This is a genomic window from Streptomyces formicae, assembly GCF_002556545.1.
Taxonomy (GTDB): Bacteria; Actinomycetota; Actinomycetes; order Streptomycetales; family Streptomycetaceae; genus Streptomyces; species Streptomyces formicae_A.
In genome coordinates this window covers 2,263,458-2,286,286 of record NZ_CP022685.1, presented here as the reverse complement: position 1 = coordinate 2,286,286, position 22,829 = coordinate 2,263,458, and the positions used below count along the sequence as shown (strand labels likewise).

Annotated in this window: 22 protein-coding genes; 15 read left to right on the top strand and 7 right to left on the bottom strand. The window is 71.6% G+C overall.

All coding sequences use genetic code 11. The annotated features are described in order from the left end of the window. Positions 1-42 precede the first annotated feature (42 nt). Together KY5_RS09545 and KY5_RS09540 are read left to right on the top strand one after the other, a co-directional pair. Positions 43-1,047 carry a TerC family protein gene (locus KY5_RS09545; RefSeq protein ID WP_098241823.1) on the top strand — a complete coding sequence of 335 codons (1,005 nt, stop codon included), beginning with the start codon at positions 43-45 and terminating at the stop codon, positions 1,045-1,047. 84 nt (positions 1,048-1,131) lie between these two features. Next, a complete protein-coding gene (locus tag KY5_RS09540) occupies positions 1,132-2,232 on the top strand; it encodes a calcium:proton antiporter (RefSeq protein WP_098241822.1) in 1,101 nt (366 codons plus the stop codon). Positions 2,233-2,250: 18 nt separating this feature from the next. Here the strand turns inward: KY5_RS09540 and KY5_RS09535 are convergent, their stop codons facing one another. Next, a complete protein-coding gene (locus KY5_RS09535) occupies positions 2,251-3,567 on the bottom strand; it encodes an MFS transporter (RefSeq protein ID WP_098241821.1) in 1,317 nt (438 codons plus the stop codon). A 107-nt stretch (positions 3,568-3,674) separates the two neighbouring features. Between KY5_RS09535 and aroQ the strand changes: the two genes are divergently transcribed. Next, positions 3,675-4,139: a type II 3-dehydroquinate dehydratase gene (aroQ, locus tag KY5_RS09530; protein WP_098241820.1), complete on the top strand. Its 465-nt coding sequence runs from the start codon at positions 3,675-3,677 to the stop codon at positions 4,137-4,139. 16 nt (positions 4,140-4,155) lie between these two features. Here the strand turns inward: aroQ and KY5_RS09525 are convergent, their stop codons facing one another. Continuing rightward, a complete protein-coding gene (locus tag KY5_RS09525; protein ID WP_098241819.1) occupies positions 4,156-4,812 on the bottom strand; it encodes an MBL fold metallo-hydrolase in 657 nt (218 codons plus the stop codon). Between the two features lie 10 nt (positions 4,813-4,822). Beyond that, entirely contained in the window at positions 4,823-5,506 is a 684-nt protein-coding gene (locus KY5_RS09520) for a maleylpyruvate isomerase family mycothiol-dependent enzyme (protein ID WP_098241818.1), read from the bottom strand. A gap of 222 nt (positions 5,507-5,728) precedes the next feature. Here KY5_RS09520 and uvrA point away from each other — a divergent pair, with 222 nt between their 5' ends. Both uvrA and KY5_RS09510 read left to right on the top strand, forming a co-directional pair. Then, positions 5,729-8,821, top strand: a complete 3,093-nt coding sequence (gene uvrA / locus KY5_RS09515; RefSeq protein ID WP_098241817.1) for an excinuclease ABC subunit UvrA — start codon at positions 5,729-5,731, stop codon at positions 8,819-8,821. 108 nt (positions 8,822-8,929) lie between these two features. Further along, the gene (locus KY5_RS09510) at positions 8,930-9,697 is read left to right on the top strand and encodes a crotonase/enoyl-CoA hydratase family protein (RefSeq protein WP_098241816.1); all 768 of its coding nucleotides are present in this window, start codon (positions 8,930-8,932) and stop codon (positions 9,695-9,697) included. 9 nt (positions 9,698-9,706) lie between these two features. Here KY5_RS09510 and KY5_RS09505 read toward each other — a convergent pair whose 3' ends face one another. Continuing rightward, positions 9,707-10,276: a YceI family protein gene (locus KY5_RS09505; protein WP_098241815.1), complete on the bottom strand. Its 570-nt coding sequence runs from the start codon at positions 10,274-10,276 to the stop codon at positions 9,707-9,709. Between the two features lie 100 nt (positions 10,277-10,376). Here KY5_RS09505 and KY5_RS09500 point away from each other — a divergent pair, with 100 nt between their 5' ends. Further along, entirely contained in the window at positions 10,377-11,234 is an 858-nt protein-coding gene (locus tag KY5_RS09500) for a helix-turn-helix transcriptional regulator (RefSeq protein ID WP_098241814.1), read from the top strand. Here KY5_RS09500 and KY5_RS09495 read toward each other — a convergent pair. Beyond that, the gene (locus KY5_RS09495) at positions 11,224-12,171 is read right to left on the bottom strand and encodes a carbohydrate kinase family protein (RefSeq protein ID WP_098241813.1); all 948 of its coding nucleotides are present in this window, start codon (positions 12,169-12,171) and stop codon (positions 11,224-11,226) included. The two genes, KY5_RS09500 and KY5_RS09495, sit on opposite strands and share 11 nt — an antisense overlap. 173 nt (positions 12,172-12,344) lie before the next feature. Between KY5_RS09495 and KY5_RS09490 the strand changes: the two genes are divergently transcribed. Beyond that, positions 12,345-12,770 (top strand): Rieske (2Fe-2S) protein, encoded by a 426-nt coding sequence (locus KY5_RS09490; RefSeq protein ID WP_098241812.1) that lies wholly within the window; start codon positions 12,345-12,347, stop codon positions 12,768-12,770. A gap of 24 nt (positions 12,771-12,794) precedes the next feature. On the opposite strand, the gene KY5_RS09485 is transcribed toward KY5_RS09490, so the two are convergent. Then, a complete protein-coding gene (locus KY5_RS09485; RefSeq protein WP_055543890.1) occupies positions 12,795-13,760 on the bottom strand; it encodes a hypothetical protein in 966 nt (321 codons plus the stop codon). A 224-nt stretch (positions 13,761-13,984) separates the two neighbouring features. Here KY5_RS09485 and KY5_RS09480 point away from each other — a divergent pair, with 224 nt between their 5' ends. Then, positions 13,985-14,644: a papain-like cysteine protease family protein gene (locus tag KY5_RS09480; protein WP_098241811.1), complete on the top strand. Its 660-nt coding sequence runs from the start codon at positions 13,985-13,987 to the stop codon at positions 14,642-14,644. Positions 14,645-14,649: 5 nt separating this feature from the next. Beyond that, positions 14,650-15,486, top strand: coding sequence for a hypothetical protein (locus KY5_RS09475; protein ID WP_098241810.1), 837 nt, complete (start codon positions 14,650-14,652; stop codon positions 15,484-15,486). 69 nt (positions 15,487-15,555) lie between these two features. Here KY5_RS09475 and KY5_RS09470 read toward each other — a convergent pair whose 3' ends face one another. After that, positions 15,556-16,488, bottom strand: coding sequence for a L,D-transpeptidase (locus KY5_RS09470; protein WP_234362672.1), 933 nt, complete (start codon positions 16,486-16,488; stop codon positions 15,556-15,558). Positions 16,489-16,647: 159 nt separating this feature from the next. Here KY5_RS09470 and KY5_RS09465 point away from each other — a divergent pair, with 159 nt between their 5' ends. From KY5_RS09465 to whiA, 6 genes are read left to right on the top strand one after another with little or no spacing between them, the layout of a single operon-like run. Continuing rightward, positions 16,648-17,169: a SigE family RNA polymerase sigma factor gene (locus tag KY5_RS09465; protein WP_098241808.1), complete on the top strand. Its 522-nt coding sequence runs from the start codon at positions 16,648-16,650 to the stop codon at positions 17,167-17,169. Further along, positions 17,159-17,773 carry a L,D-transpeptidase gene (locus tag KY5_RS09460; RefSeq protein WP_098241807.1) on the top strand — a complete coding sequence of 205 codons (615 nt, stop codon included), beginning with the start codon at positions 17,159-17,161 and terminating at the stop codon, positions 17,771-17,773. The genes KY5_RS09465 and KY5_RS09460 overlap by 11 nt, the downstream gene beginning before the upstream one ends. Before the next feature lie 48 nt (positions 17,774-17,821). Next, the gene (uvrC, locus tag KY5_RS09455; protein ID WP_098241806.1) at positions 17,822-19,858 is read left to right on the top strand and encodes an excinuclease ABC subunit UvrC; all 2,037 of its coding nucleotides are present in this window, start codon (positions 17,822-17,824) and stop codon (positions 19,856-19,858) included. Further along, entirely contained in the window at positions 19,855-20,790 is a 936-nt protein-coding gene (gene rapZ, locus KY5_RS09450; RefSeq protein WP_098241805.1) for an RNase adapter RapZ, read from the top strand. Before uvrC ends, rapZ begins: the two co-directional genes overlap by 4 nt. Beyond that, positions 20,787-21,809 (top strand): gluconeogenesis factor YvcK family protein, encoded by a 1,023-nt coding sequence (locus KY5_RS09445; protein WP_234362671.1) that lies wholly within the window; start codon positions 20,787-20,789, stop codon positions 21,807-21,809. Before rapZ ends, KY5_RS09445 begins: the two co-directional genes overlap by 4 nt. Beyond that, on the top strand, positions 21,800-22,801 hold the full coding sequence (gene whiA, locus KY5_RS09440; RefSeq protein WP_098241804.1) for a DNA-binding protein WhiA: 1,002 nt from the start codon (positions 21,800-21,802) through the stop codon (positions 22,799-22,801). The genes KY5_RS09445 and whiA overlap by 10 nt, the downstream gene beginning before the upstream one ends. Positions 22,802-22,829 lie beyond the last annotated feature (28 nt).

Here is a 22,829-nt window from a genome sequence, read left to right as displayed (position 1 = left end):
AGCGACGACGCTGATCAGTAGCCGTACGACGCCGGAGGCGCAGTGGACGTTTCTATGACCATGTGGGTGACGACCGTTCTCGGTCTGTGTGCCCTGATCGCGGTCGACTTCTTCATCGGGCGCAAGCCCCATGACGTGTCGATCAAGGAAGCCGGAATCTGGACGATCGTCTGGATCGTGCTCGCCGGACTCTTCGGCGTCGGCCTGCTGGTCGCCGGGGAGACCCAGGCGTCCGGTGAGTTCTTCGCGGGCTTCATCACGGAGAAGTCCCTCTCCGTGGACAACCTCTTCGTCTTCATCCTGATCATGGCGAAGTTCTCGGTGCCCTCCCACCTCCAGCAGCGCGTGCTGCTGTTCGGTGTGCTGATCGCCCTGGTCCTTCGTGCGATCTTCATCGCCGCCGGTGCCGCGGTGATCGCCAACTTCTCCTGGGTCTTCTACATCTTCGGCGCCTTCCTGATCTACACCGCCTGGAAGCTCATCCAGGAGGCGCGCGCCGACGAGGAGGAAGAGGACTGGGAGGAGAACCGCCTCCTGAAGTCCATCGAGAAGAAGTTCGGCGTCTCCGACCGGTACGAGGGCACCAAGCTCTTCGTCCGGAAGAACGGCAAGAAGATCATGACGCCGCTCATGGTCGTCATGCTCGCCATCGGCACCACCGACGTGCTCTTCGCGATGGACTCCATCCCGGCGATCTTCGGCCTCACCCAGGACCCGTACATCGTCTTCACCGCGAACGCGTTCGCCCTGATGGGTCTGCGACAGCTGTACTTCCTCATCGGCGGACTCCTCAGGAAGCTGGTCCACCTCAGCTACGGCCTGTCGGTGATCCTCGGCTTCATCGGCGTGAAGCTGGTGCTCCACGCCCTGCACGAGAACGGGGTGAGCGTCCCCGAGATCTCCATCCCCGTCTCGCTCGGCGTCATCTGCGGTGTCCTGGTGATCACCACGGTCACCAGCCTCTTCGCCTCCAAGAAGCAGGCGGAGAAGGACGCGGCCGAGGCCGCCGCCGCGGGCGACAACCCGAAGGACAGCATCGAGGCCTGACGGCCCGCCTCCCGCCCTCTCGGGGGCGGGAGGCGACGGCGGCACCAAGTAGCGGCACCCAGGCGCCCGGGGCAGCATCGAGTCATGGTCACTCGGCTCCGGGCGCTCGGCATGCAGTGGACGACAGTGGTTCCGCTCCTCGCGGTCGTCCTCCTCGTCTTCACCTGGGGGCGCGATCTGCCCGGCGCGATCGTCGCCGTGGTGACGCTGATCCTCGCCGGAGCGGTGCTCTCCGCCGTCCACCACGCCGAGGTGATCGCCCATCGCGTCGGCGAACCCTTCGGCTCACTCGTCCTCGCGGTCGCGGTCACCATCATCGAGGTGGCACTGATCGTCACCCTCATGGCCGACGGCGGCGACAAGAGCTCCACGCTCGCCCGCGACACCGTCTTCGCCGCGGTCATGATCACCTGCAACGGCATCGTCGGACTCTGCCTCCTGGTGGGCGCGCTCCGCCACCGCGTCGCCGTCTTCAACCCCGAGGGCACCGGCGCCGCCCTCGCGACCGTCGCCACCCTGGCCACGCTCTGTCTGGTCCTGCCGACCTTCACCACCACCAAGCCGGGCCCGGAGTTCACCACCGCCCAGCTCACCTTCGCCGCGGTCGCCTCGCTCGTCCTGTACGGCATCTTCGTGACCACCCAGACCGTGCGGCACCGCGACTACTTCCTGCCCCTCACCAAGCAGGGGGAGGTCATCGACGCCGACAGCCACGCCGAGGGGCCCTCCTCGCGGGACGCGAAGCTGAGCCTGGCGCTGCTCGCGTTCGCGCTGATCGGCGTGGTCGGCCTCGCCAAGGGCGTCTCCCCGACCATCGAGTCCGGCGTGGAGAGCGCGGGCCTGCCGCACGCCGTGGTCGGCGTGATCATCGCGCTCCTCGTGCTGCTCCCCGAGACGATCGCGGCCGCGCGCGCCGCCCGCCGCGACCGCGTGCAGACCAGCCTGAACCTCGCCCTCGGCTCCGCGATGGCCAGCATCGGACTGACCATCCCGGCCGTCGCTGTCGCCTCCGTGTGGCTGTCGGGTCCGCTCGTACTCGGCCTGAGCTCGACCCACATGGTGCTGCTCGCGCTGACCGTGATCGTCGGCACGCTCACGGTCGTGCCGGGGCGCGCCACGCCGCTTCAGGGCGGCGTCCACCTGGTGCTGTTCGCGGCGTTCCTGGAACTCGCCATCACTCCGTAGCGGGTCACCGTCCGGGGATCACCCCGTGGCGGCCGCCGGGTCCGGCGCCGCCACCGGCCGGGTCTCCGGAAGCAGCGCGAAGCACCCGAGGCTCAGCAGGGCGACGCCCGACAGGTACGCGGCCACGCCCCACGGCTTCCCGTCGCCCTGCGCCAGCGCCGTCGCCACGATCGGGGTGAGCGCCCCGCCGAGCACCCCGCCCAGGTTGTAGCCGACGGCGGCGCCCGTGCAGCGCACCCGGGGCTCGTACAGCTCGGGCAGATAGGCCGCGACCACGGCGAACATCGTGATGAACGCGAGCATCGCCACCAGGAAGCCGACGAACATCGGCAGCGGCTCACCGGTCGAGAGCAGCGCGACCATCGGGAACATCCACAGCGCCGACGCCGCGCACCCGATGAGGCACAACGGCCGCCGTCCGTAACGGTCGCCGAGCACCGCCACCACCGGTGTCAGGGCGCCCTTGACCACCACGGCCGCCATGACACAGGCCAGCATGACCGTACGGCTCACTCCGAGGTGCTCCACTCCGTAGGCGAGGGACCACGTCGTCACGGCGTAGAACACGGCGTATCCCACCGCCATCGCGCCCGCCGTCAGGAGCACCAGGCGCCAGTGTCCGCGGACCACTTCGGCCAGCGGTACGCGCGCGTGCTGACGCAGTCGCAGGAAGTCCGGGCTCTCCGCGAGGGAGGTGCGCAGCGCGAGCCCGGCCGCCGCGAGCAGGCCCGCCACCCAGAACGGCACGCGCCACCCCCAGGCCGCGAACTGGGCGTCGGTGAGCGTCGCGGAGAGGGCCAGCATGATGCCGTTGGCCAGCAGGAAGCCGACCGATGGGCCGATCTGCGGAAAGCTCGCCCACAGCCCGCGCCGCTCGGCGGGCGCGTGCTCCACGGTCAGCAGCACCGCACCTCCCCATTCGCCGCCGAGCCCGAGACCTTGCAGGAAACGCAGCGCGAGGAGGAGCAGGGGAGCGCCGATCCCGATCGACTCGTACGTCGGCACGCAGCCGACGGCGACCGTGGCGATGCCGGTGAGGAGCAGCGACCCGATGAGCACGGGCCGCCGTCCGTGCCGGTCACCGATGTGCCCGAAGACGACGGACCCGAGCGGCCGCGCCACGAAGCCCACGCCGAAGGTCGCGAAGGCGGCGAGGGTCCCCGCCAGCGGGGAGAACGTCGGGAAGAACAGCGGGCCGAGGACGAGCGCGGCGGCCGTCCCGTAGATGAAGAAGTCGTAGAACTCGATGGCGGTCCCGGCGAGCGAGGCGGCGGCGAGCCGGGGGAGCGACGGTGGTGCGGTCGGGACGGGTTCGGTGGGTTCGGCGGTGCGCATGCCGCGTGAACTACCCACAGTGACGGTCGGTTACGGGGTGTCGCAGGGGGCGTGCGGGGGTGCGGAGTCCACCTCCGCGTACGCGGGCGCCGTGATAGACCTCGACCATGACGCGCAGCCTCGCCACCGCCCCGATCATGATCCTCAACGGCCCGAACCTGAACCTGCTCGGGCAGCGCCAGCCGGAGATCTACGGCTCGGACACGCTCGCCGACGTCGAGGCGCTGTGCGCGAAGGCCGCTGCCGCGCACGGCGGCACCGTGGACCTGCGACAGAGCAACCACGAGGGCGAGTTGGTCGACTGGATCCACGAGGCGCGCGAGCACCACGTGGGCATCGTCATCAACCCCGCGGCCTACTCCCACACGTCCGTCGCGATCCTGGACGCGCTCAACACCTGTGACGGGCTGCCGGTGTTGGAGGTGCACATCTCCAACATCCACCAGCGGGAGACCTTCCGGCACCACAGTTACGTCTCGCAGCGCGCCGACGGTGTCATCGCTGGCTGCGGTGTGCAGGGGTACGCGTTCGCGGTGGAACGGGTGGCGGCGCTGGTCGCCGCCGGGGCGTGACGCGTACCCCCTGACCTCACCAGCCCCGCGCGCGCCACTCCGCGAGGTGCGGGCGCTCGGCGCCCAGCGTCGTGTCGTTGCCGTGGCCGGGATAGACCCACGTCTCGTCGGGCAGCGTCCCGAAGATCTTCGTCTCGACGTCGTCGATGAGGCTCGCGAAGGCCTTCGGGTCCTTCCACGTGTTGCCGATGCCGCCGGGGAAGAGGCAGTCGCCGGTGAACACGTGCGGGTGGCCGTGCGGGTCGTCGTAGACCAGCGCGATCGAGCCCGGCGTGTGGCCCACCAGGTGGCGGGCCGTGAGCTCGACCCGGCCGACCGTGACGGTGTCCCCGTCGTCGACCAGGACGTCCGTCGGCACCGGGATGCCCGGGGCGTCATCGCGGCCCGCGTAGGTCCGCGCGCGCGTCGCCCCCACCACGGCGGCGAGCGCCTGCCAGTGGTCGCCGTGCTGGTGCGTGGTGACGAGGGACGCGATGCCGTCGTCGCCGATCAGCGTCAGGAGCGTCTCGGCGTCGTTCGCCGCGTCGATCAGGAGCTGCTCGCCGGTGGCCCGGCAGCGCAGCAGATAGGCGTTGTTGTCCATCGGTCCGACCGCGACCTTCGAGATCATCAGGTCCTGCAGTTCGTGCACGTCCGAGGGTCCGCCGACCTTCACCGCTCCGCTGTACGTCATGTCGGCCAGCCTATAGCGGGGGCAGGTCGGGGAGGAGGCCGCCTTCGGCCGTGAGTGCGGAGCCCTCGCGGCGGCCCGCGAGCCAGCCGACCAGGTCCGCCGGGGTCCCGGAGACGGTGATCTCGGGGTCCCCCGCGCGTCCCGTGCTCCACGCGTGCGTGCCGTCCGTGATCCGGGTGGGCGGCACCGCGGGGTTCCCGCCGAAGCGCGCGGAGAGGAACGTGATCTCCCGCTGTGTGAACTCCGCGGGGAGGTCCTCCAGCTCGTACCCGATGCCGAGGTCGACGTGGTGCAGCTCGATCTCGACCCACCGCCGGAAGGGCACCCGCGACGCGGAGTCGGTGATGCCGTTGCGCATCTCGATGGTGCGGGACCAGTCCGCGGGAACGGCGGCCTGTGCCTCGAAGCGGGCCGCGCTCTCGCGCACGTCGTCGAGCTGCGCGGCCAGCGGCCGCGGGGCGTCCCGCTCGATGTCCGCGTCCCGCACCTCGGCGCTGGCGTACATCGGCCGTCCGGCCAGCACGTTCACCAGCGCGTCCGCGTTCCGCGCGAGGTGGGCGAGGACGTGGCCGACGGTCCAGCCGGGAAGCAGTGACGGTTGGGCTGTCGAATCGTTGTTCAGTTTCGCCGCTGCGGTGAGCAGTCGGTCGGTCGCGTCACGTACAGACGCCAGGTCGCGCACATGATCAATCATGCGCTCGACGATAGCCCCGCCACACGTTCGGGTGAAGGTCTCCGGGCGGGCCCGCAAATCGAATGCACGTGCTATATGGTCGAGTGCGGCATCGGGCATTCTTGGTGGTCCGGGTTTGTTGTGAACAAGGGAAGCAGCCCGGCGTTGTCAGTGGCTCGCCCTAGTCTGTGAACGACGGGGGTTTCGCCCCTGTCACCACTCTCAAGAAAGGTGCGGACCGGCGTGGCCGACCGTCTCATCGTCCGTGGCGCGCGCGAGCACAATCTCAAGAACGTCTCGCTCGACCTCCCGCGTGACTCCCTCATCGTTTTCACCGGTCTCTCCGGGTCGGGCAAGTCCTCGCTCGCGTTCGACACGATCTTCGCCGAGGGCCAGCGGCGGTACGTGGAGTCCCTCTCCTCGTACGCCCGGCAGTTCCTCGGCCAGATGGACAAGCCCGACGTCGACTTCATCGAGGGCCTCTCCCCGGCGGTCTCCATCGACCAGAAGTCGACCTCGCGCAACCCGCGCTCGACGGTCGGCACCATCACCGAGGTCTACGACTACCTGCGCCTGCTCTTCGCGCGCATCGGCAAGCCGCACTGCCCCGAGTGCGGGCGCCCCATCGCCCGGCAGTCGCCGCAGGCCATCGTCGACAAGGTCCTCGAGCTGCCGGAAGGCAGCCGATTCCAGGTCCTCTCGCCTCTGGTGCGCGAGCGCAAGGGTGAGTTCGTCGACCTGTTCGCCGACCTCCAGACCAAGGGTTACAGCCGCGCGCGGGTCGACGGCACGACGATCCAGCTCTCCGAGCCGCCCACGCTGAAGAAGCAGGAGAAGCACACCATCGAGGTGGTTATCGACCGCCTCACGGTGAAGGACAGCGCCAAGCGCCGCCTGACCGACTCCGTGGAGACCGCGCTCGGCCTCGCGGGCGGCATGGTCGTCCTGGACTTCGTGGACCTCCCCGAGGACGACCCCGAGCGCGAGCGCATGTACTCGGAGCACCTCTACTGCGCGTACGACGACCTGTCCTTCGAGGAGCTGGAGCCCCGCTCCTTCTCCTTCAACTCGCCCTTCGGCGCCTGCCCGGACTGCTCGGGCATCGGCACGCGCATGGAGGTCGACCCCGAGCTGATCGTCCCCGACGAGGACAAGTCGCTCGACGAGGGCGCCATCCACCCCTGGTCGCACGGCCACACCAAGGAGTACTTCGGGCGGCTCGTCGGCGCCCTCGCCGACGCGCTCGGCTTCTCCACCGACATGCCCTGGGCGGGTCTGCCGCAGCGCGCCAAGAAGGCCCTGCTCAACGGCCACAAGACGCAGATCGAGGTCCGCTACCGCAACCGGTACGGCCGCGAGCGGGTCTACACCACCGCCTTCGAAGGGGCCGTCCCCTTCGTCAAGCGCCGGCACAGCGAGGCCGAGAGCGACGCGAGCCGCGAGCGCTTCGAGGGCTACATGCGCGAGGTGCCCTGCCCCACCTGTGAGGGCACGCGCCTCAAGCCGATCGTCCTGGCCGTCTCCGTGATGGGGAAGTCCATCGCCGAGGTCTCCGCGATGTCCATCAGCGACTGCGCGGACTTCCTCGCCGAGCTGAAGCTGGGCGCCCGCGACAAGAAGATCGCCGAGCGCGTCCTCAAGGAGGTCAACGAGCGGCTGCGCTTCCTGGTCGACGTCGGCCTGGACTACCTCTCGCTGAACCGCGCCGCGGGCACCCTCTCCGGAGGCGAGGCGCAGCGCATCCGCCTGGCCACCCAGATCGGCTCCGGCCTGGTCGGCGTGCTCTACGTCCTGGACGAGCCGTCCATCGGCCTCCACCAGCGCGACAACCACCGGCTGATCGAGACCCTGGTCCGCCTGCGCGACATGGGCAACACGCTCATCGTCGTCGAGCACGACGAGGACACCATCAAGGTCGCCGACTGGGTCGTCGACATCGGCCCCGGCGCGGGCGAGCACGGCGGCAAGGTCGTGCACAGCGGCTCCATGAAGGAGCTCCTCGCCAACGACAAGTCCATCACCGGGCAGTACCTCGCGGGCAAGAAGTCCATCCCGATCCCGGACGTGCGCCGCCCCGCAGACCCCTCCCGGCAGCTCACGGTGCACGGCGCCCGCGAGAACAACCTCCAGGACATCGACGTCTCCTTCCCGCTCGGCGTCCTCACGGCCGTCACGGGCGTCTCGGGCTCCGGCAAGTCGACCCTGGTCAACGACATCCTCTACACGCACCTGGCAAGGGAGCTGAACGGCGCCCGTTCCGTTCCCGGCCGCCACACGCGCGTGGAGGGCGACGACCTCGTCGACAAGGTCGTGCACGTCGACCAGTCGCCGATCGGCCGCACCCCGCGCTCGAACCCGGCGACGTACACCGGAGTCTTCGACCACGTCCGCAAGCTCTTCGCGGAGACCACGGAGGCGAAGGTGCGGGGCTACCTCCCCGGGCGCTTCTCCTTCAACGTCAAGGGCGGTCGCTGCGAGAACTGCTCCGGTGACGGCACCATCAAGATCGAGATGAACTTCCTGCCGGACGTGTACGTCCCGTGCGAGGTCTGCCACGGCGCGCGCTACAACCGCGAGACCCTTGACGTGCACTACAAGGGCAAGTCCATCGCCGAGGTCCTCGACATGCCGATCGAGGAGGGGCTCGCCTTCTTCGAGGCGGTCCCGGCGATCGCGCGTCACCTCAAGACGCTCAACGACGTCGGCCTCGGGTACGTACGCCTCGGCCAGTCGGCGCCCACCCTCTCCGGAGGCGAGGCCCAGCGCGTCAAGCTCGCCTCCGAGCTCCAGAAGCGCTCCACGGGCCGGACCGTCTACGTGCTCGACGAGCCGACCACCGGTCTGCACTTCGAGGACATCAGCAAGCTCATCACGGTCCTCTCCGGGCTGGTCGACAAGGGCAACACGGTCATCGTCATCGAGCACAACCTCGACGTGATCAAGACCGCTGACTGGGTCGTCGACATGGGCCCCGAGGGGGGCAACGGCGGCGGTCTGGTCGTCGCCGAGGGCACGCCCGAGGAGGTCGCGGGGGTGCCGGCCAGCCACACCGGCAAGTTCCTGCGGGACATCATCTCGTCGGACCGGATCAGCGACGCGCTGCCCTCGCAGGGGCGCAAGCCCGCCAAGAGGGCCCCGGCGAAGAAGTCCGCCGCGAAGAAGGCGGTCGCGGCGAGCGCCACGGCCACCAAGAAGACGGCCACGGTCAAGACGGGCACGGCAGCCAAGAAGGCGGCCACTCCGAAGAAGGCGGCCACCGCCAAGGAGACGGCAGCCAAGAAGACCGCAGCCAAGAAGACGGCCGCCAAGAAGACGACGCGGGCCCGCAAGGGCTGACCGGTCCCGGACCCGTACCACCGGCTCCGCCGACCGGCCGAAGCGCACCGCCCCCTCGGAGGGCGGTGCGCTTCCGTCGTACACGGGGTCGTGCATACGCTTGACCCCATGTCGGTACGCAGCGAACGCGCAGGCACCGTCACCACCATCGTGCTGTCCCGCCCCGCCGCGCGGAACGCCGTCGACGGGCCCACCGCCCGCGCCCTGGCCGACGCCTTCCGCGCCTTCGACGCCGACCCGGACGCCGCCGTCGCCGTCCTGTGGGGCGAGGGCGGCACGTTCTGCGCGGGAGCCGACCTCAAGGCCATCGGCACCCCGGACGGCAACGAGGTCACCGAGGACGGGGACGGCCCCATGGGCCCCAGCCGGATGGTCCTCTCCAAGCCGGTGATCGCGGCGATCGCGGGCCACGCCGTCGCGGGCGGACTCGAACTCGCCCTCTGGTGCGACCTGCGGGTCGCCGAGGAGGACGCCGTGCTCGGGGTGTTCTGCCGCCGCTGGGGCGTGCCCCTCATCGACGGCGGTACGGTGCGGCTGCCCCGGCTGATCGGTGAGGGCCGCGCCCTCGACCTGATCCTCACGGGCCGCCCGGTGGCCGCTGCGGAGGCCCTCGGCATGGGCCTGGTCAACAGGACCGTCCCCACCGGCACCTCCCGCGCCGCGGCGGAGGCACTCGCCGCGGAGATCGCCGCGTTCCCGCAGACCTGCCTGCGGCACGACAGGATGTCTGTCCTCGAACAGGCGGGGCGGCCCGAACAGGAGGCGATGGCGGGCGAGTTGCGGCACGGCCTCCGCTCCCTCGCCGAGGCGGCGGAGGGCGCGGCCCGGTTCGCCGCGGGGGCGGGGCGGCACGGGGCGTTCACGCAGGACGACTGAGAGGGAACGTCAGCCCTCCCGCGCCACCGGCTCCAGGAACTGCATGTCCAGCTGGATCTTGACCACTTCGCCGAGCAGCCCCGGGGCGAAGTCGAGCCCGAAATCGCCGCGCCGGATCTCGCCGGACGCCTCGAACCCCGCGTGCCTGCGGTCCTGGCCGGGGAAGCCCTCGACGCCGCCGAACTCCACGGCCAGCGTCACCGGGCGCGTCACCTCGCCGATGGTCAGTTCGCCCGCCATGCTCCACTCCTCGCCCGCGCCCTCGATCAGGGTCGAACGGAACGTCATCGTCGGGCGCTTCTCGACGTCGAGCAGATCGGACGCGCGTACGTGCGCGTCCCTGTCCTTGTTGCCCGTGTCGATCGAGGCCAGCGCGATGGTGGCGGTCACCGACGAGGTCGCGGCGGTCTCGCCCACCACGAGCTCGGCCGTGACGTCGGCGAAGCGGCCGCGCACCTTGGAGATGCCGAGGTGGCGGATGGAGAAGTTCACGGCGGAGTGGAAGGGCTCGATCTCCCAGCGGCCCGCGGCCAGCGGCAGCGCGGGCGAGGCGGTCGTGTCAGTCGCGTCAAGAGTCATGCGCCCACCTTGCGGCGTCTCCCGGGGGCGAGGAAGGCCGAGCCGATACTGGTAGTGACAGGGCCACGATCCGCCCGGCACCGGCTGATACGTTCGAACGGTGAGCGACAACGAGCTGGGCGTTTTCCTGCGCGCGCGCAGGGAGGCCGTGACCCCCACCGAGGTCGGCCTGCCCAGCGGCCCGCGCCGCCGCACCCCGGGCCTTCGCCGCTCCGAGGTCGCGACCCTCGCGGGGATCAGCGTCGAATACCTCACCCGTCTCGAACAGGGCAGGGACCGCCATCCGTCCCCCCAGGTGCTCGCCGCGCTCGCCGACACGCTGCGGCTGAGCATCGAGGAGCGCGTCCATCTGCGCCGCCTGGAGAAGGAGATGGGGCCGGGGCACCCCTGCTGCCCGGCCGCGGTGCCCCCCGCCGACTCGGTCAGGACCACCGTGCGCGCCATCCTGGACAGCCTGGAGCCCGCGCCCGCCGTGCTGCTCAACCGCCTCGCCGACGTCCTCGCCTGTACGAGCGGTTACCGGCGGCTCGTCGAGCCCCTCGGCGTACTGGACGAGGAGCGCCCCAACCTCGCCCGGTTCGTCTTCACCGACGAGCGGGCCCGCCTCGCCTACCCCGAGTGGGACCGCGTCGCCGACGACCTGGTCGGGCACCTCAGGACCGAATCCATGCTCGACGACCCGCACGTCGCCGGCTTCACGGACGAGTTGACGATCATGGCGGGCGCCCCGTTCGCCGACCGTGTCGCGGGCGCGCCCGCGCTGCCCCGGCGTACCGGCGTCGAGCGGCTCAGCCACCCCGACGAGGGTGGACTCCGGCTCTCGTACGAGACGCTCGCGCTGCCCGACACCGATCCGCAGCGCCTGATCGTCTACGTCCCCGCCGACGAGGCCACGGCCGCCGCCCTCGACCGCCTCAACGGCCGCAGGCCCGGCGGCCTGCACGCGGTCAACGGCTGAGTTCGGCCGCGTACGGAGGCTCCGCGCCCGCCCGTGAGCAGGTGATCGCCGCCGCGTGCGCGGCGAACCGCAGGACGTCCGACCAGCCGTCGGCGCCCAGCGCGGCCAGCGCCCCGGGGGAGAGCGCGTCGCGGGCCGCGAGGCCGTGCAGCAGCGCCGCGTTGACGGTGTCGCCCGCGCCGATCGTGTCCACCACGTCGACGGGCTCGCCCGGCACCCTCAGCTCCCCGCCGTCCCTGGTGTGCAGCCGCAGGCCCTCGCCGCCGCGCGTGACGACCACGGCGGCGGGCCCCGAGGCCAGCCACTCCCGCGGAGTGCCGCCCAGCCAGTCGGCGTCCTCCTGCGACAGCTTGAGCAGCGAGACGGAGGGCAGCCAGCTCTTGAACCGCGCGCGGTACGTGTCCGCGTCGGGGATCAGACCGGCCCGGATGTTGGGGTCGAGCGTCGTGAACACCCCGCGCGCCGCCGCGTCGCGCAGCAGCTCCTCGTACGCGCTCGCGCCCGGTTCCAGGACGAGCGAGCAGGTGCCGAAGGACATCGCCCGCACCCCGTCGGGGAGTTCGGCGGGGGCGGCGAAGAGCCGGTCGGCCGTGCCCTCGACGTAGAAGGAGTAGCCCGCCGAGCCGTCCGCGCCGATCGAGGCGACGGCGAGCGTCGTCGGCTCGACGCCCCGCTGGACGTACGACAGGTCGACCCCCGCGGCCCGCAGCCCGTCGAGCAGCGCGTCGCCGAACGCGTCCCGCGAGACGCGCGAGCAGAAGGCGACGGGGGAGCCGAGCCTGCCGAGCGCCACGGCGGTGTTGTACGGGCCGCCGCCGAGCCGCGGCGAGAGCGGCGCCAGGGCGGCGGGGCCCGCGGTGGTGGAGCCGGGGGCGCCCGCGGGGGCCTTCCCCTGCTGGACGAGGTCGATCAGGGCCTCTCCTGCGACGACTATCACGGGTGGTTCCTCTCGGGCTCGGCGTCCCGCTCAGGCTAGGGCGTGCGAGGGCGCCCGGCCGGAAGCGGGCAGTACTCGGGCACGCTCGTGCCCGACCCGGTCGGAACGTCTCGCACCGGTATGGTCTGATCCGTCACCGACGCACACGTACGCCCCTGACCTGTGGAGACACCATGTCCGGCACGCCCCACGCCCGCCGCACCGTGCTGCGGGCCGCCGCTCTCGCCCCGGCCGCAGGGCTCGGTCTGACCGCCTGCTCGTCCGGCGGCGACGGCGGTTCGCGGTCGGCGCCCACCGCCCCGGTGGAACTCGGCGCCTCCGACGAGGTGAAGGTGGGCGCCTCGAAGCTGTACACCGACCAGAACGTGGTCGTCAGCCGGATCTCGGCCGACGAGTACAAGGCGTTCAGCACGATCTGCACGCACGCGCAGTGCCCGATCAACAAGCTGGAGGGGCACAAGCTCATCTGCCCCTGCCACGGCAGCCAGTTCGACGCGACGAACGGCAAGGTGTTGCACGAACCGGCCGTCAACCCGCTGCACGAGCTCCCCGTGAAGGTCGAGAAGGGCAAGATCGTCGCGGGGCCCGAGAAGAGCTGAGGCCCCCGCCGGGAGCGGATCCCGCTACTCCCAGTCCCACTCGATCCCCAAGATCCCCGCCCGCACCTGCGGCTCCACCAGATGCACCGAGCGGTGGCTGCCGCTCAGCGTCAGCTGCTGGCGGTTGCCGCGCGGGGCGGCCGCCGAGTGCTGGGTGAAGCGGTGGCACCGCACGGGCAGCGCCTGTTCGTCGAAGCGGACCTGCAGCGCGTACTGCCCGCCCGCGTAGGTGAAGCCGCGCTGGTACTCCGTGGCCACGCCCGCCGTGCCGTCCTCGAAGCCGTAGCCGAACAGATGGGTGTCGCCCGCGCGCAGCCGCGCGTCGAAGAGCAGCTCGGCGACGAGCACCCCGGTGCCCCGGTGCCAGCGCACGCGTCCCGTACGGCAGTTCTCCAGGGCGCGCACCGCGATCCGTTCGGGGGCGCACCCCGGATCGCCGTGGTGGATGGCCACATAGCGGTCGACGCCGTCCTTGTGGGCGCGCACGATGTGCTGCGACTGACGCCCGAGCAGCTCGCGCCGCGCGCCGATCCGCAGCCTCTCGTGCTGGCCGATGGTGTGCAGACCGCCGTCGACGGGGGAGCCGAGCTCGTCGAGGAGGGCGCGCAGGACGTCGGACGCCTCGACCAGGGAGCGGTACGAGCGGGCCGCGGGGCGCTCCCTGTCGGCGCGGCCCGACGGCGGCGCGAGCAGCCGGATCAGCGACTCCTCCGGAAGCTGGAGGATCTCCTCCAGGGCGCGTACGGCCCGCAGCGACTCGGCACGCTGGGGGCGGCGCGCGCCCTGCTGCCAGTAACTCAGGCTCGTCACGCCGACCGTGACCCCGTGCCGGGCCAGATGGTGCCTGACGCGTTGCAGAGGCAGTCGTCGTACGGCGATCGCGGTGCGCAGCGCGACGTGGAAGGGTCCCGTGCGCAGGGCCGCCTCCAGGTCCGCGGGCGCTTCGTCTCCTTCGGCCGCGCCGTCGGCGAGCCGTGTGCCGTGCCGCAAGATGGACCCTTTCTGTGAACGTTCACTTATCCCGTTCCGGCGTTCGCGCCGGTCGGAGCGGGTTGCCAGGTCGGCGCACGACCCGTGTTCACATCCGTACGCCGCCGTTCACGTCCCAAGTCATTCCGCATTGAAGCGTGTTGACCTGCACTCGACAACACTCGATGCTCAATCGCAGCGTCCGGACGCGCTCCTCCAACCCCACCCCGCTCGGGAGGAACGCGATGCGCCACTCACACAGCACGAAGAGCAGTCCCGGCAGACGGAGACGCCTTTCCGCCGTCGCCGTCGTCGCGGCCGCGCTCTTCGCCGCTCCCACCGCCGCCGCCGCGGCCGCCCCGCTCGACCCCGCCCCCGCACACCGGGCGACGACCGCCACGGCCGCGGCCGACCCGTCCGTACTCGCCGCCAAGCGCCTGAACATCACCATGCAGGCCCAGCAGAAGACCAACTGGTGCTGGGCCGCGGCGGGCAACACCATCGCCACCTTCATGGGCCGCAACTACAGCCAGAACCAATTCTGCAACGCGGCCTTCGGTCGCAACCAGAACACCGAGTGCCCCAACAACCAGGCCACGCTCGGCAACGTGCAGACCGGTCTGCGCTGGGCGGGCATCAACTCGGGCTCGTACGTGACCGGTTGGCTGCGCTACCCCACCGTACAGGCGGAGATCAACGCGGGCCGCCCTGTCGAGACCCGCATCCAGTGGTCCAACGGCGGCGGTCACATGCACGTCATCTACGGCTACGACGACGCCAACAGCTGGGTCTACTGGGGCGATCCCTGGCCCTCCAACGACCGCTACAACTGGGCCTCGCACGCCTGGTACACCGACAACAACACCTTCTCCTGGACCCACTCGCTCTACCGGATCGGGGCGTGAGAGCGATGACCCGTCAGCTTCCCCGCCACCTCCTGAAGGCGGTGCTCGCCGGTAGCGCCGCGACCCTCGTGCTCGGCGTCGCGGCCCCCGCCGCCACCGCCGACTCGGGCCCCGCCGCCCCCTCGGCGGCCTCCCGCGACGCCGCGCACGAGGCGGCCGCCGCGCCAGGGACCCTCGACACGCTCTCCCGCTTCTTCGCCCGCGAGGGAGCGGTCACCAAGGCCGCGGCACAGCCGCGGATCCAGGGCCGGGCCGTGCCCGTGTACTACCTCTCCCCGGACTTCGTCGCGGGCAAGAAGGGCGCGTCGATCGCCCGCCTGGAGTTCCTCGCCAGCAAGGCGGTCTCCTCCGACGGCCAGGAAGCGTCCCTGTGGACCGTCAAGGAGGGCGGCGACTGGCAGGTCGTGAACATCGCCACCGGGGACGACGAGACCCACTACGCGCGCGTAGGCGCGGAGAAGGTCCCGGGAGGCACCGTCTTCCACGAGCCGCAGATCAACGCCTGGTACGTCCAGGACGGGGACCACGCGCGCGTGCTGCCGCTCGACAAGGACGCGGTGCGTGCGGTGGGCGCGGAAGGCACCTCGGTCGCCGCCTACCGCAAGCGCGTCCAGAAGGCGTACGGCGACAAGCTGCCGGGCTCGGCGTACGAGAAGTCGGGCAAGGCGGGCGGTTACGACACCCCGAAGCCCGTGCGGAAGCCCGCTCAGGAGTCCGCACAGGAACCCGCGCAGGGCCCGGTCACGGTGGCCTCCTCGATAGCGGGGGCGGGCGCGCTGCTCGCCCTCGGCATCTCGGGTACGGCCCTCGTGCGGCGCCGCGCGGCGCGCCGACAGGGCTGACCCGGCACGGGGGAGCGGCGACCGGGACGCCGGTCGCCGCTCCCCCCTGTGCGCCTGTGTGCCCGTGCGTCAGCTCAGGGCGCTGCCCGCACGCCACTCCTTCCAGCCCACGTTCCAGTTCCCGTAGCCGTTGCCCGTCGCCACGGTCTCCTTGGAGCCGACCACCCGCACGATGTCCCCGGGGATCACCTCGTCGTAGAAGCGCCGCGCGGTCCCGTCGGTGGCCAGACCTATGCAGCCGTGCGTGACGTTGCGCTCGCCCGCCGTGGCGTTCGCGTTCGGGTTCTCGTGCAGGTAGGTCCCCGAAGTCGTCAGGTGCACCGCGTAGTTGTAGTAGTCCTTGTACGCCTTTCCGTAGCCCACGGTCCGGGAGTCCATGAGCACCCGCGACTGCTTGTCGAGGACGACCATCGTGCCGTTCCAGGTGTCCATGCCCGGCGCGCCCGCGGTGACCTTCACCCGGCGGGTCCTGCCGTCCTTCACCACCGTCATCGTGTGGGTCCGCACGTCCACGGTGGCGACCAGCGAGCGGCCCACCGCGAACGTCCTCGTCGTCCCCGCGCCCGCCCGCACGGTGACCTTCGTGCCGGGCTGCCACGGTTCGCGCGGACGGAAGTCCACGCGCTGCCCGTCGTGCAGGTTGCGGTCCTTGACCCAGCTCCACGACCCCGTGACGCCGGGCCGTGCCGTCACCTTGAGCCGTCGCTCGACCGAGGCCCGCTCGGCGACCGGCACCGGCCTGGCGAAGGTGAGCGACACCGGCATGCCCACCCCGACGGTCTGCCCGTCCGTGACGTTGAGCCGCGCGCCCTTGAGCGCGGCGGGCTCCGCGACGGGCTTGGGCGCCGCCTTCTTCTTCCCCGACGTGCCCCGGTCCGCCGCCGTCGTGGGCGCGGGCTTCGGGTCGGCCGCCCGCTCGTCCGTGCCGCCGCCCGCGGAGCAGCCCGCGAGCACCAGCGAGCAGAGCGCGGCCGCGCTCCACGCGCGCGTGGCGCGTCTCATCGTGATTCCTGTGGTCATCGCTCCCCCTGGGCTGTGCTTCGATGTACGCGACGTTTCGGCGTACGCGACCTGTACGCACGGGGGAGGCCGCGGGTTGCGGACGAGACGCGGGAATTTCCGATCACGTGATCCGGCCGGGCCGGACGGGGGCGCGGGGGCATGACGGAGGACGAGTTCGACGCGTTCTACGCCGCCGCCTTCCCGCGCCTGGTCGGCCAGTTGTACGCCCTGACCGGGGACCACGGCGAAGCGCAGGACGTCGTCCAGGAGGCGTTCGTGCGGGCCTGGGACCGCCGCGACAGCTTCCTCGCGGACCAGGCGCCCGAGGCGTGGATCCGCACCGTTGCCCTGCGCCTGGCGGTCAGCCGCTGGCGCCGGGCCAGGCGCTGGCTCGACCTGGTGCGCAGGAACCCGCCCGCCGACCGCGTCCCCGGTCCAGGGCCCGAGCACACCGCCCTCGTCCAGGCGCTGCGCACCCTCCCCGAGGCGCAGCGCACGGCCGTCGTGCTGCACCACCTGTGCGACCTGAGCGTGGAGCAGGTAGCCTCCGAGACCGGCTCGCCCGTCGGGACGGTCAAGGCCCGCCTCTCGCGCGGCAGGGCGGCGCTCGCCGCGCGGTTGTCCGCGGAGCCGGAAGGCGGCGACGAGCGGAGCGCGAAGGAGGACGGCCGTGTCCGATGACCTGAGTGCCGCGCTCCACGACCTCGCGGCCGACCACCGCACGCCCCCTCCGGTGCCCGGCGCGGAGATCCGCCGCCGCGCGGTGCTGCGCCGCCGCAGGCGCCGTACCGCGGTCGCGGGAGGTGCCCTGGTCACGGCCGCCGTGGCGGTGACCGTCACCGTCGGCCTGCTCTCCGGCTCCGACAGCCGCCCCGACAGGACCCCGGCACCCGTCGCCACCCAAGGCCACCGCAAGGTCGTCGCCACCCTCGACCTGGACAGGCACCGGATGACGGTCGACGGCAGGACCCTGCCGGTCTCCGCGGGCAGTGCCCAACACCCCACCCCCACAGGCCGGATGACGGTCACCGCCGTCCACCGCGAGAAGCGCATGCCCGCGGGGGACACCGGCCTCGGCGGCGAGTACGACCTGAAGCTGCCCTGGGTCGTCGAGCTGCGCACCCCCGAAGGCCGCGCCAACTACCTCGTCGCGCTGACCTACGACGAGAAGGCGCCGGGCACCAGGGACATCACCCGGGGCTGGATCGGCCTGCGCACGGACGACGCCCGCTGGCTCCACGACCGGCTCGAACCGGGCGACGTGATCATGGTCCGGGCCGGCTGAAGCGGACGCTGACCCGCACTGTCACCCCTCGCCAGTAGGCTGTCCGACATGGCCGACCCTTCCAGCTACCGCCCCAAGCCGGGACAGATCCCCGACGCCCCGGGGGTCTACAAATTCCGCGACGAGCACCGCCGGGTGATCTACGTCGGGAAGGCCAAGAGCCTGCGCCAGCGCCTGGCCAACTACTTCCAGGACCTGGCCAATCTCCACCCGCGCACGCGCTCCATGGTGACGACCGCCGCGTCCGTCGAGTGGACCGTGGTCACCACGGAGGTCGAGGCCCTCCAGCTGGAGTACTCCTGGATCAAGGAGTTCGACCCCCGGTTCAACGTCAAGTACCGCGACGACAAGAGCTATCCCTACCTCGCGGTGACGATGAACGAGGAGTTCCCGCGCGTGCAGGTGATGCGCGGCCAGAAGAAGAAGGGCGTGCGCTACTTCGGCCCCTACGGCCACGCCTGGGCGATCCGCGACACGGTCGACCTGCTCCTTCGCGCCTTCCCCGTACGCACGTGCTCCGCGGGCGTGTTCAAGAACGCGGCGCGCACGGGCCGCCCCTGCCTGCTCGGCTACATCGGCAAGTGCTCGGCCCCCTGCGTGGAGCGCGTCACCCCCGAGGAACACCGCGAACTCGCCGAGGACTTCTGCGACTTCATGGCGGGCCGCACGGGGACGTACATCCGCCGTCTGGAGCGCCAGATGGCGGACGCGGCCGAGGAGATGGAGTACGAGCGTGCGGCGCGCCTGCGCGACGACATAGAGGCGCTCAAGAAGGCGATGGAGAAGAGCGCCGTCGTCCTCGCCGACGCCACCGACGCCGACCTGATCGCCCTCGCCGAGGACGAGCTGGAGGCCGCCGTCCAGATCTTCCACGTCCGGGGCGGCCGCGTGCGCGGCCAGCGCGGCTGGGTCACCGACAAGGTCGAGGCGGTCACCAGCGGCGACCTCGTCGAGCACGCGCTCCAGCAGCTCTACGGGGAGGAGCGCGGCGACGCGGTGCCCAAGGAGGTCCTCGTCCCCGCGCTGCCGGACCCGCTGGAGCCGGTCCAGGAGTGGCTGACCGAGCGCCGCGGGGCGAACGTCTCGCTGCGCATCCCGCAGCGCGGCGACAAGAAGGCCCTCATGGAGACCGTCGCGCGCAACGCCCAGCAGTCCCTCGTCCTGCACAAGACCAAGCGCGCCTCCGACCTCACCACGCGCTCGCGCGCGCTGGAGGAGATCGCCGCCGCCCTGGATCTCGACGGCGCCCCGCTGCGCATCGAGTGCTACGACATCTCGCACCTCCAGGGCGACGACGTCGTCGCCTCGATGGTCGTCTTCGAGGACGGCCTCGCCAGGAAGAGCGAGTACCGCCGCTTCCAGATCAAGGGCTTCGAGGGCCAGGACGACGTCCGCTCCATGCACGAGGTGATCACGCGCCGCTTCAAGCGCTACCTCGCGGACAAGGAGAAGACGGGGGAGTGGTCGCCCGAGGACGCCGAGGAGAGCGGCGAGGTCCCGGCGAACGGCGGACTGACCGAGGAGGACGGCCGCCCCAAGCGCTTCGCCTACCCGCCCCAGCTCGTCGTGGTCGACGGCGGCCAGCCGCAGGTCGCGGCCGCCCAGAAGGCCCTCGACGAGCTCGGCATCGACGACATCGCGGTCTGCGGCCTGGCCAAGCGCCTGGAGGAGGTCTGGGTCCCCGGCGAGGACGACCCGGTGATCCTGCCGCGCACCAGCGAGGGGCTCTACCTCCTCCAGCGCGTGCGTGACGAAGCCCACCGCTTCGCCATCACCTACCAGCGCGCCAAGCGCGCCAAGCGCTTCAGGGCGGGCCCGCTGGACGCCGTGCCCGGCCTCGGCGACGCGCGCAAGCAGACACTCATCAAGCACTTCGGTTCGGTGAAGAAGCTTCGATCCGCGACAATCGACCAGATCTGCGAGGTACCGGGCATAGGCCGCAAGACGGCCGAGGCCATCGTGGTGGCCCTCGCCCAGGCGGCACCCGCCGCACCCGCCGTGAACACGGCGACCGGAGAGATCATGGAAGAGGAGGAGTCCGTGACCGCGGGCTCCTCGGAGGAACGACGGGGGCAGGAGACATGAGCGAGCACGACGAAGGTGGAGAGCAAGTGAGTACGGGCATGCCCAGCGAGACGCCCGCGGTGCCGGACGCGGCGATCCCGGAGCTGGTGATCATCTCCGGCATGTCCGGCGCGGGCCGCAGCACGGCGGCCAAGTGCCTGGAGGACCTCGGCTGGTTCGTGGTCGACAACCTGCCGCCCGCGCTGATCCCCACCATGGTGGAGCTCGGCGCCCGCTCGCAGGGCAACGTCGCCCGCATCGCCGTGGTCGTCGACGTCCGCGGCAGGCGCTTCTTCGACAACCTCCGCGAGTCCCTCGCCGAGCTGGAGTCGAAGAACGTCACGCGCCGCATCGTCTTCCTGGAGTCCTCCGACGAGGCCCTGGTCCGCCGCTTCGAGTCGGTGCGCCGCCCGCACCCGCTCCAGGGCGACGGACGCATCGTCGACGGCATCGAGGCCGAGCGTGACCTGCTGCGCGAGCTGCGCGGCGACGCCGACCTGGTGATCGACACCTCCAGCCTGAACGTGCACGAGCTGCGCGCCAAGATGGACGCCTCCTTCGCGGGCGAGGAGGAGCCCGAGCTGCGGGCCACCGTCATGTCCTTCGGCTTCAAGTACGGCCTGCCGGTCGACGCCGACCTGGTCGTGGACATGCGCTTCCTGCCCAACCCGCACTGGGTCCCCGAGCTGCGCCAGTACACCGGCCAGAACGAGGAGGTGGCGGCGTACGTCTTCAACCAGCCCGGCGCCAAGGAGTTCCTCGACCGGTACGCCGAGCTGCTCCAGCTCATCGCCGCGGGCTACCGCCGCGAGGGCAAGCGGTACGTGACGATCGCGGTCGGCTGCACGGGCGGCAAGCACCGCTCGGTGGCCATGTCGGAGAAGCTCGCGGCGCGCCTCGCGTCCGAGGGCGTGGAGACCGTCATCGTCCACCGGGACATGGGGCGCGAGTGAAGCCGACCCGCCGGACCGTCCGCCTGAGCCGTCTGGGCCGCAAGCGGGGCACCCAGCCGAAGGTGGTCGCGCTCGGCGGGGGCATGGGCCTGTCCGCCTCGCTCGCCTCGCTGCGCCGGATCACCGGAGCCGGAGACCTCACCGCCGTCGTCACGGTCGCCGACGACGGCGGCTCCAGCGGCCGCCTGCGCGACGAGCTCGGCGTGCTGCCGCCCGGGGACCTGCGCAAGGCCCTCGCGGCGCTGTGCGGCGACGACGACTGGGGCCAGACCTGGGCCCGCGTCATCCAGCACCGTTTCCAGTCAAAGGGCGACCTGCACGAACACGCGGTCGGCAATCTCCTGATCGTCGCCCTCTGGGAGCAGCTCGGCGACCACGTCCAGGCGCTCGATCTGGTCGGCCGCCTGCTCGGCGCGCAGGGCAGGGTCCTTCCCATGTCGGCCGTGCCGCTCGAACTCCAGGCCCTGGTCAAGGGCCACGACCCGGAGCGACCCGACGACGTGGACACGGTGCGGGGGCAGGCCACGGTCGCCCTCACCCCGGGCGAGGTGCAGTCCGTGCACGTCGTCCCGCACGACCCGCCCGCCGTCCCCGAGGCGGTCGCCGCCGTCCTCGACGCGGACTGGGTGGTGCTCGGTCCGGGGTCCTGGTTCTCCTCGGTGATCCCGCACCTGCTCGTGCCCGAACTGCTCGACGCGCTGAACGAGACGAAGGCCCGCAAGGTCCTCTCGCTCAACCTCGCTCCGCAACCCGGAGAAACCGATGGCTTCTCTCCGCAGCGTCATTTGGAGGTTTTGGCCCGACACGCCCCTAAACTCGCCCTGGACGTGGTGCTGGCCGACGAGGCCGCCGTGCCCGACCGTGAGTCACTGACCGATGCCGCGAAGCGGTTCGGCGCCACGGTCGAGCTGGCGCCGGTGGCCCGGCCCGACGGGACTCCGAGGCACGATCCGGAGCTCCTGGCAGCCGCGTACGACCGTATTTTTCGGATGCATGGAAGGATCGGCCCATGGCGATGACGGCAGCGGTGAAGGACGAGATCTCCCGGCTCCCCGTCACCCGGACCTGCTGCAGGAAAGCAGAGGTCTCGGCGATCCTGCGCTTCGCGGGCGGCCTTCACCTGGTGAGCGGCCGCATCGTGATCGAGGCGGAGCTGGACACCGCGATGGCCGCCCGGCGGCTCAAGCGGGACATCCTGGAGATCTTCGGGCACAGCTCGGAGCTGATCGTGATGGCGCCCGGCGGGCTGCGCCGCGGCTCGCGCTACGTGGTGCGCGTGGTCGCGGGCGGCGACCAGCTGGCGCGTCAGACGGGCCTCGTGGACGGCCGCGGCCGTCCCATCAGAGGGCTGCCGCCGCAGGTGGTCTCGGGGGCCACCTGCGACGCCGAGGCGGCCTGGCGCGGGGCGTTCCTCGCGCACGGCTCGCTCACCGAGCCGGGGCGTTCCTCCTCCCTGGAGGTCACCTGCCCGGGCCCGGAGGCGGCGCTCGCGCTCGTCGGCGCGGCCCGCAGGCTCCAGATCGCGAGCAAGGCGCGCGAGGTGCGCGGCGTGGACCGCGTCGTCGTGCGCGACGGGGACGCCATCGGCGCCCTGCTCACCCGGTTGGGCGCGCACGAGTCGGTGCTCGCCTGGGAGGAGCGGCGGATGCGGCGCGAGGTGCGCGCCACCGCCAACCGCCTGGCCAACTTCGACGACGCGAACCTGCGCCGCTCGGCCCGCGCGGCCGTCGCCGCGGGCGCCCGTGTGCAGCGCGCCCTGGAGATCCTCGGCGACGAGGTGCCCGAGCACCTCGCGGCCGCCGGACGCCTGCGCATGGAGCACAAGCAGGCATCCCTGGAGGAGCTGGGCGCGCTCGCCGACCCGGTGCTGACCAAGGACGCGGTCGCGGGCCGCATCCGCCGCCTGCTCGCCATGGCCGACAAGCGCGCCCAGGACCTCGGCGTCCCGGGCACGGAGTCGAACCTGGGCGACGAGCTCGCCGACAGCCTCGCCGACAACATGGCGGTCTGAGGCATGGCGGTCCGAGGCGCGGCGGTCT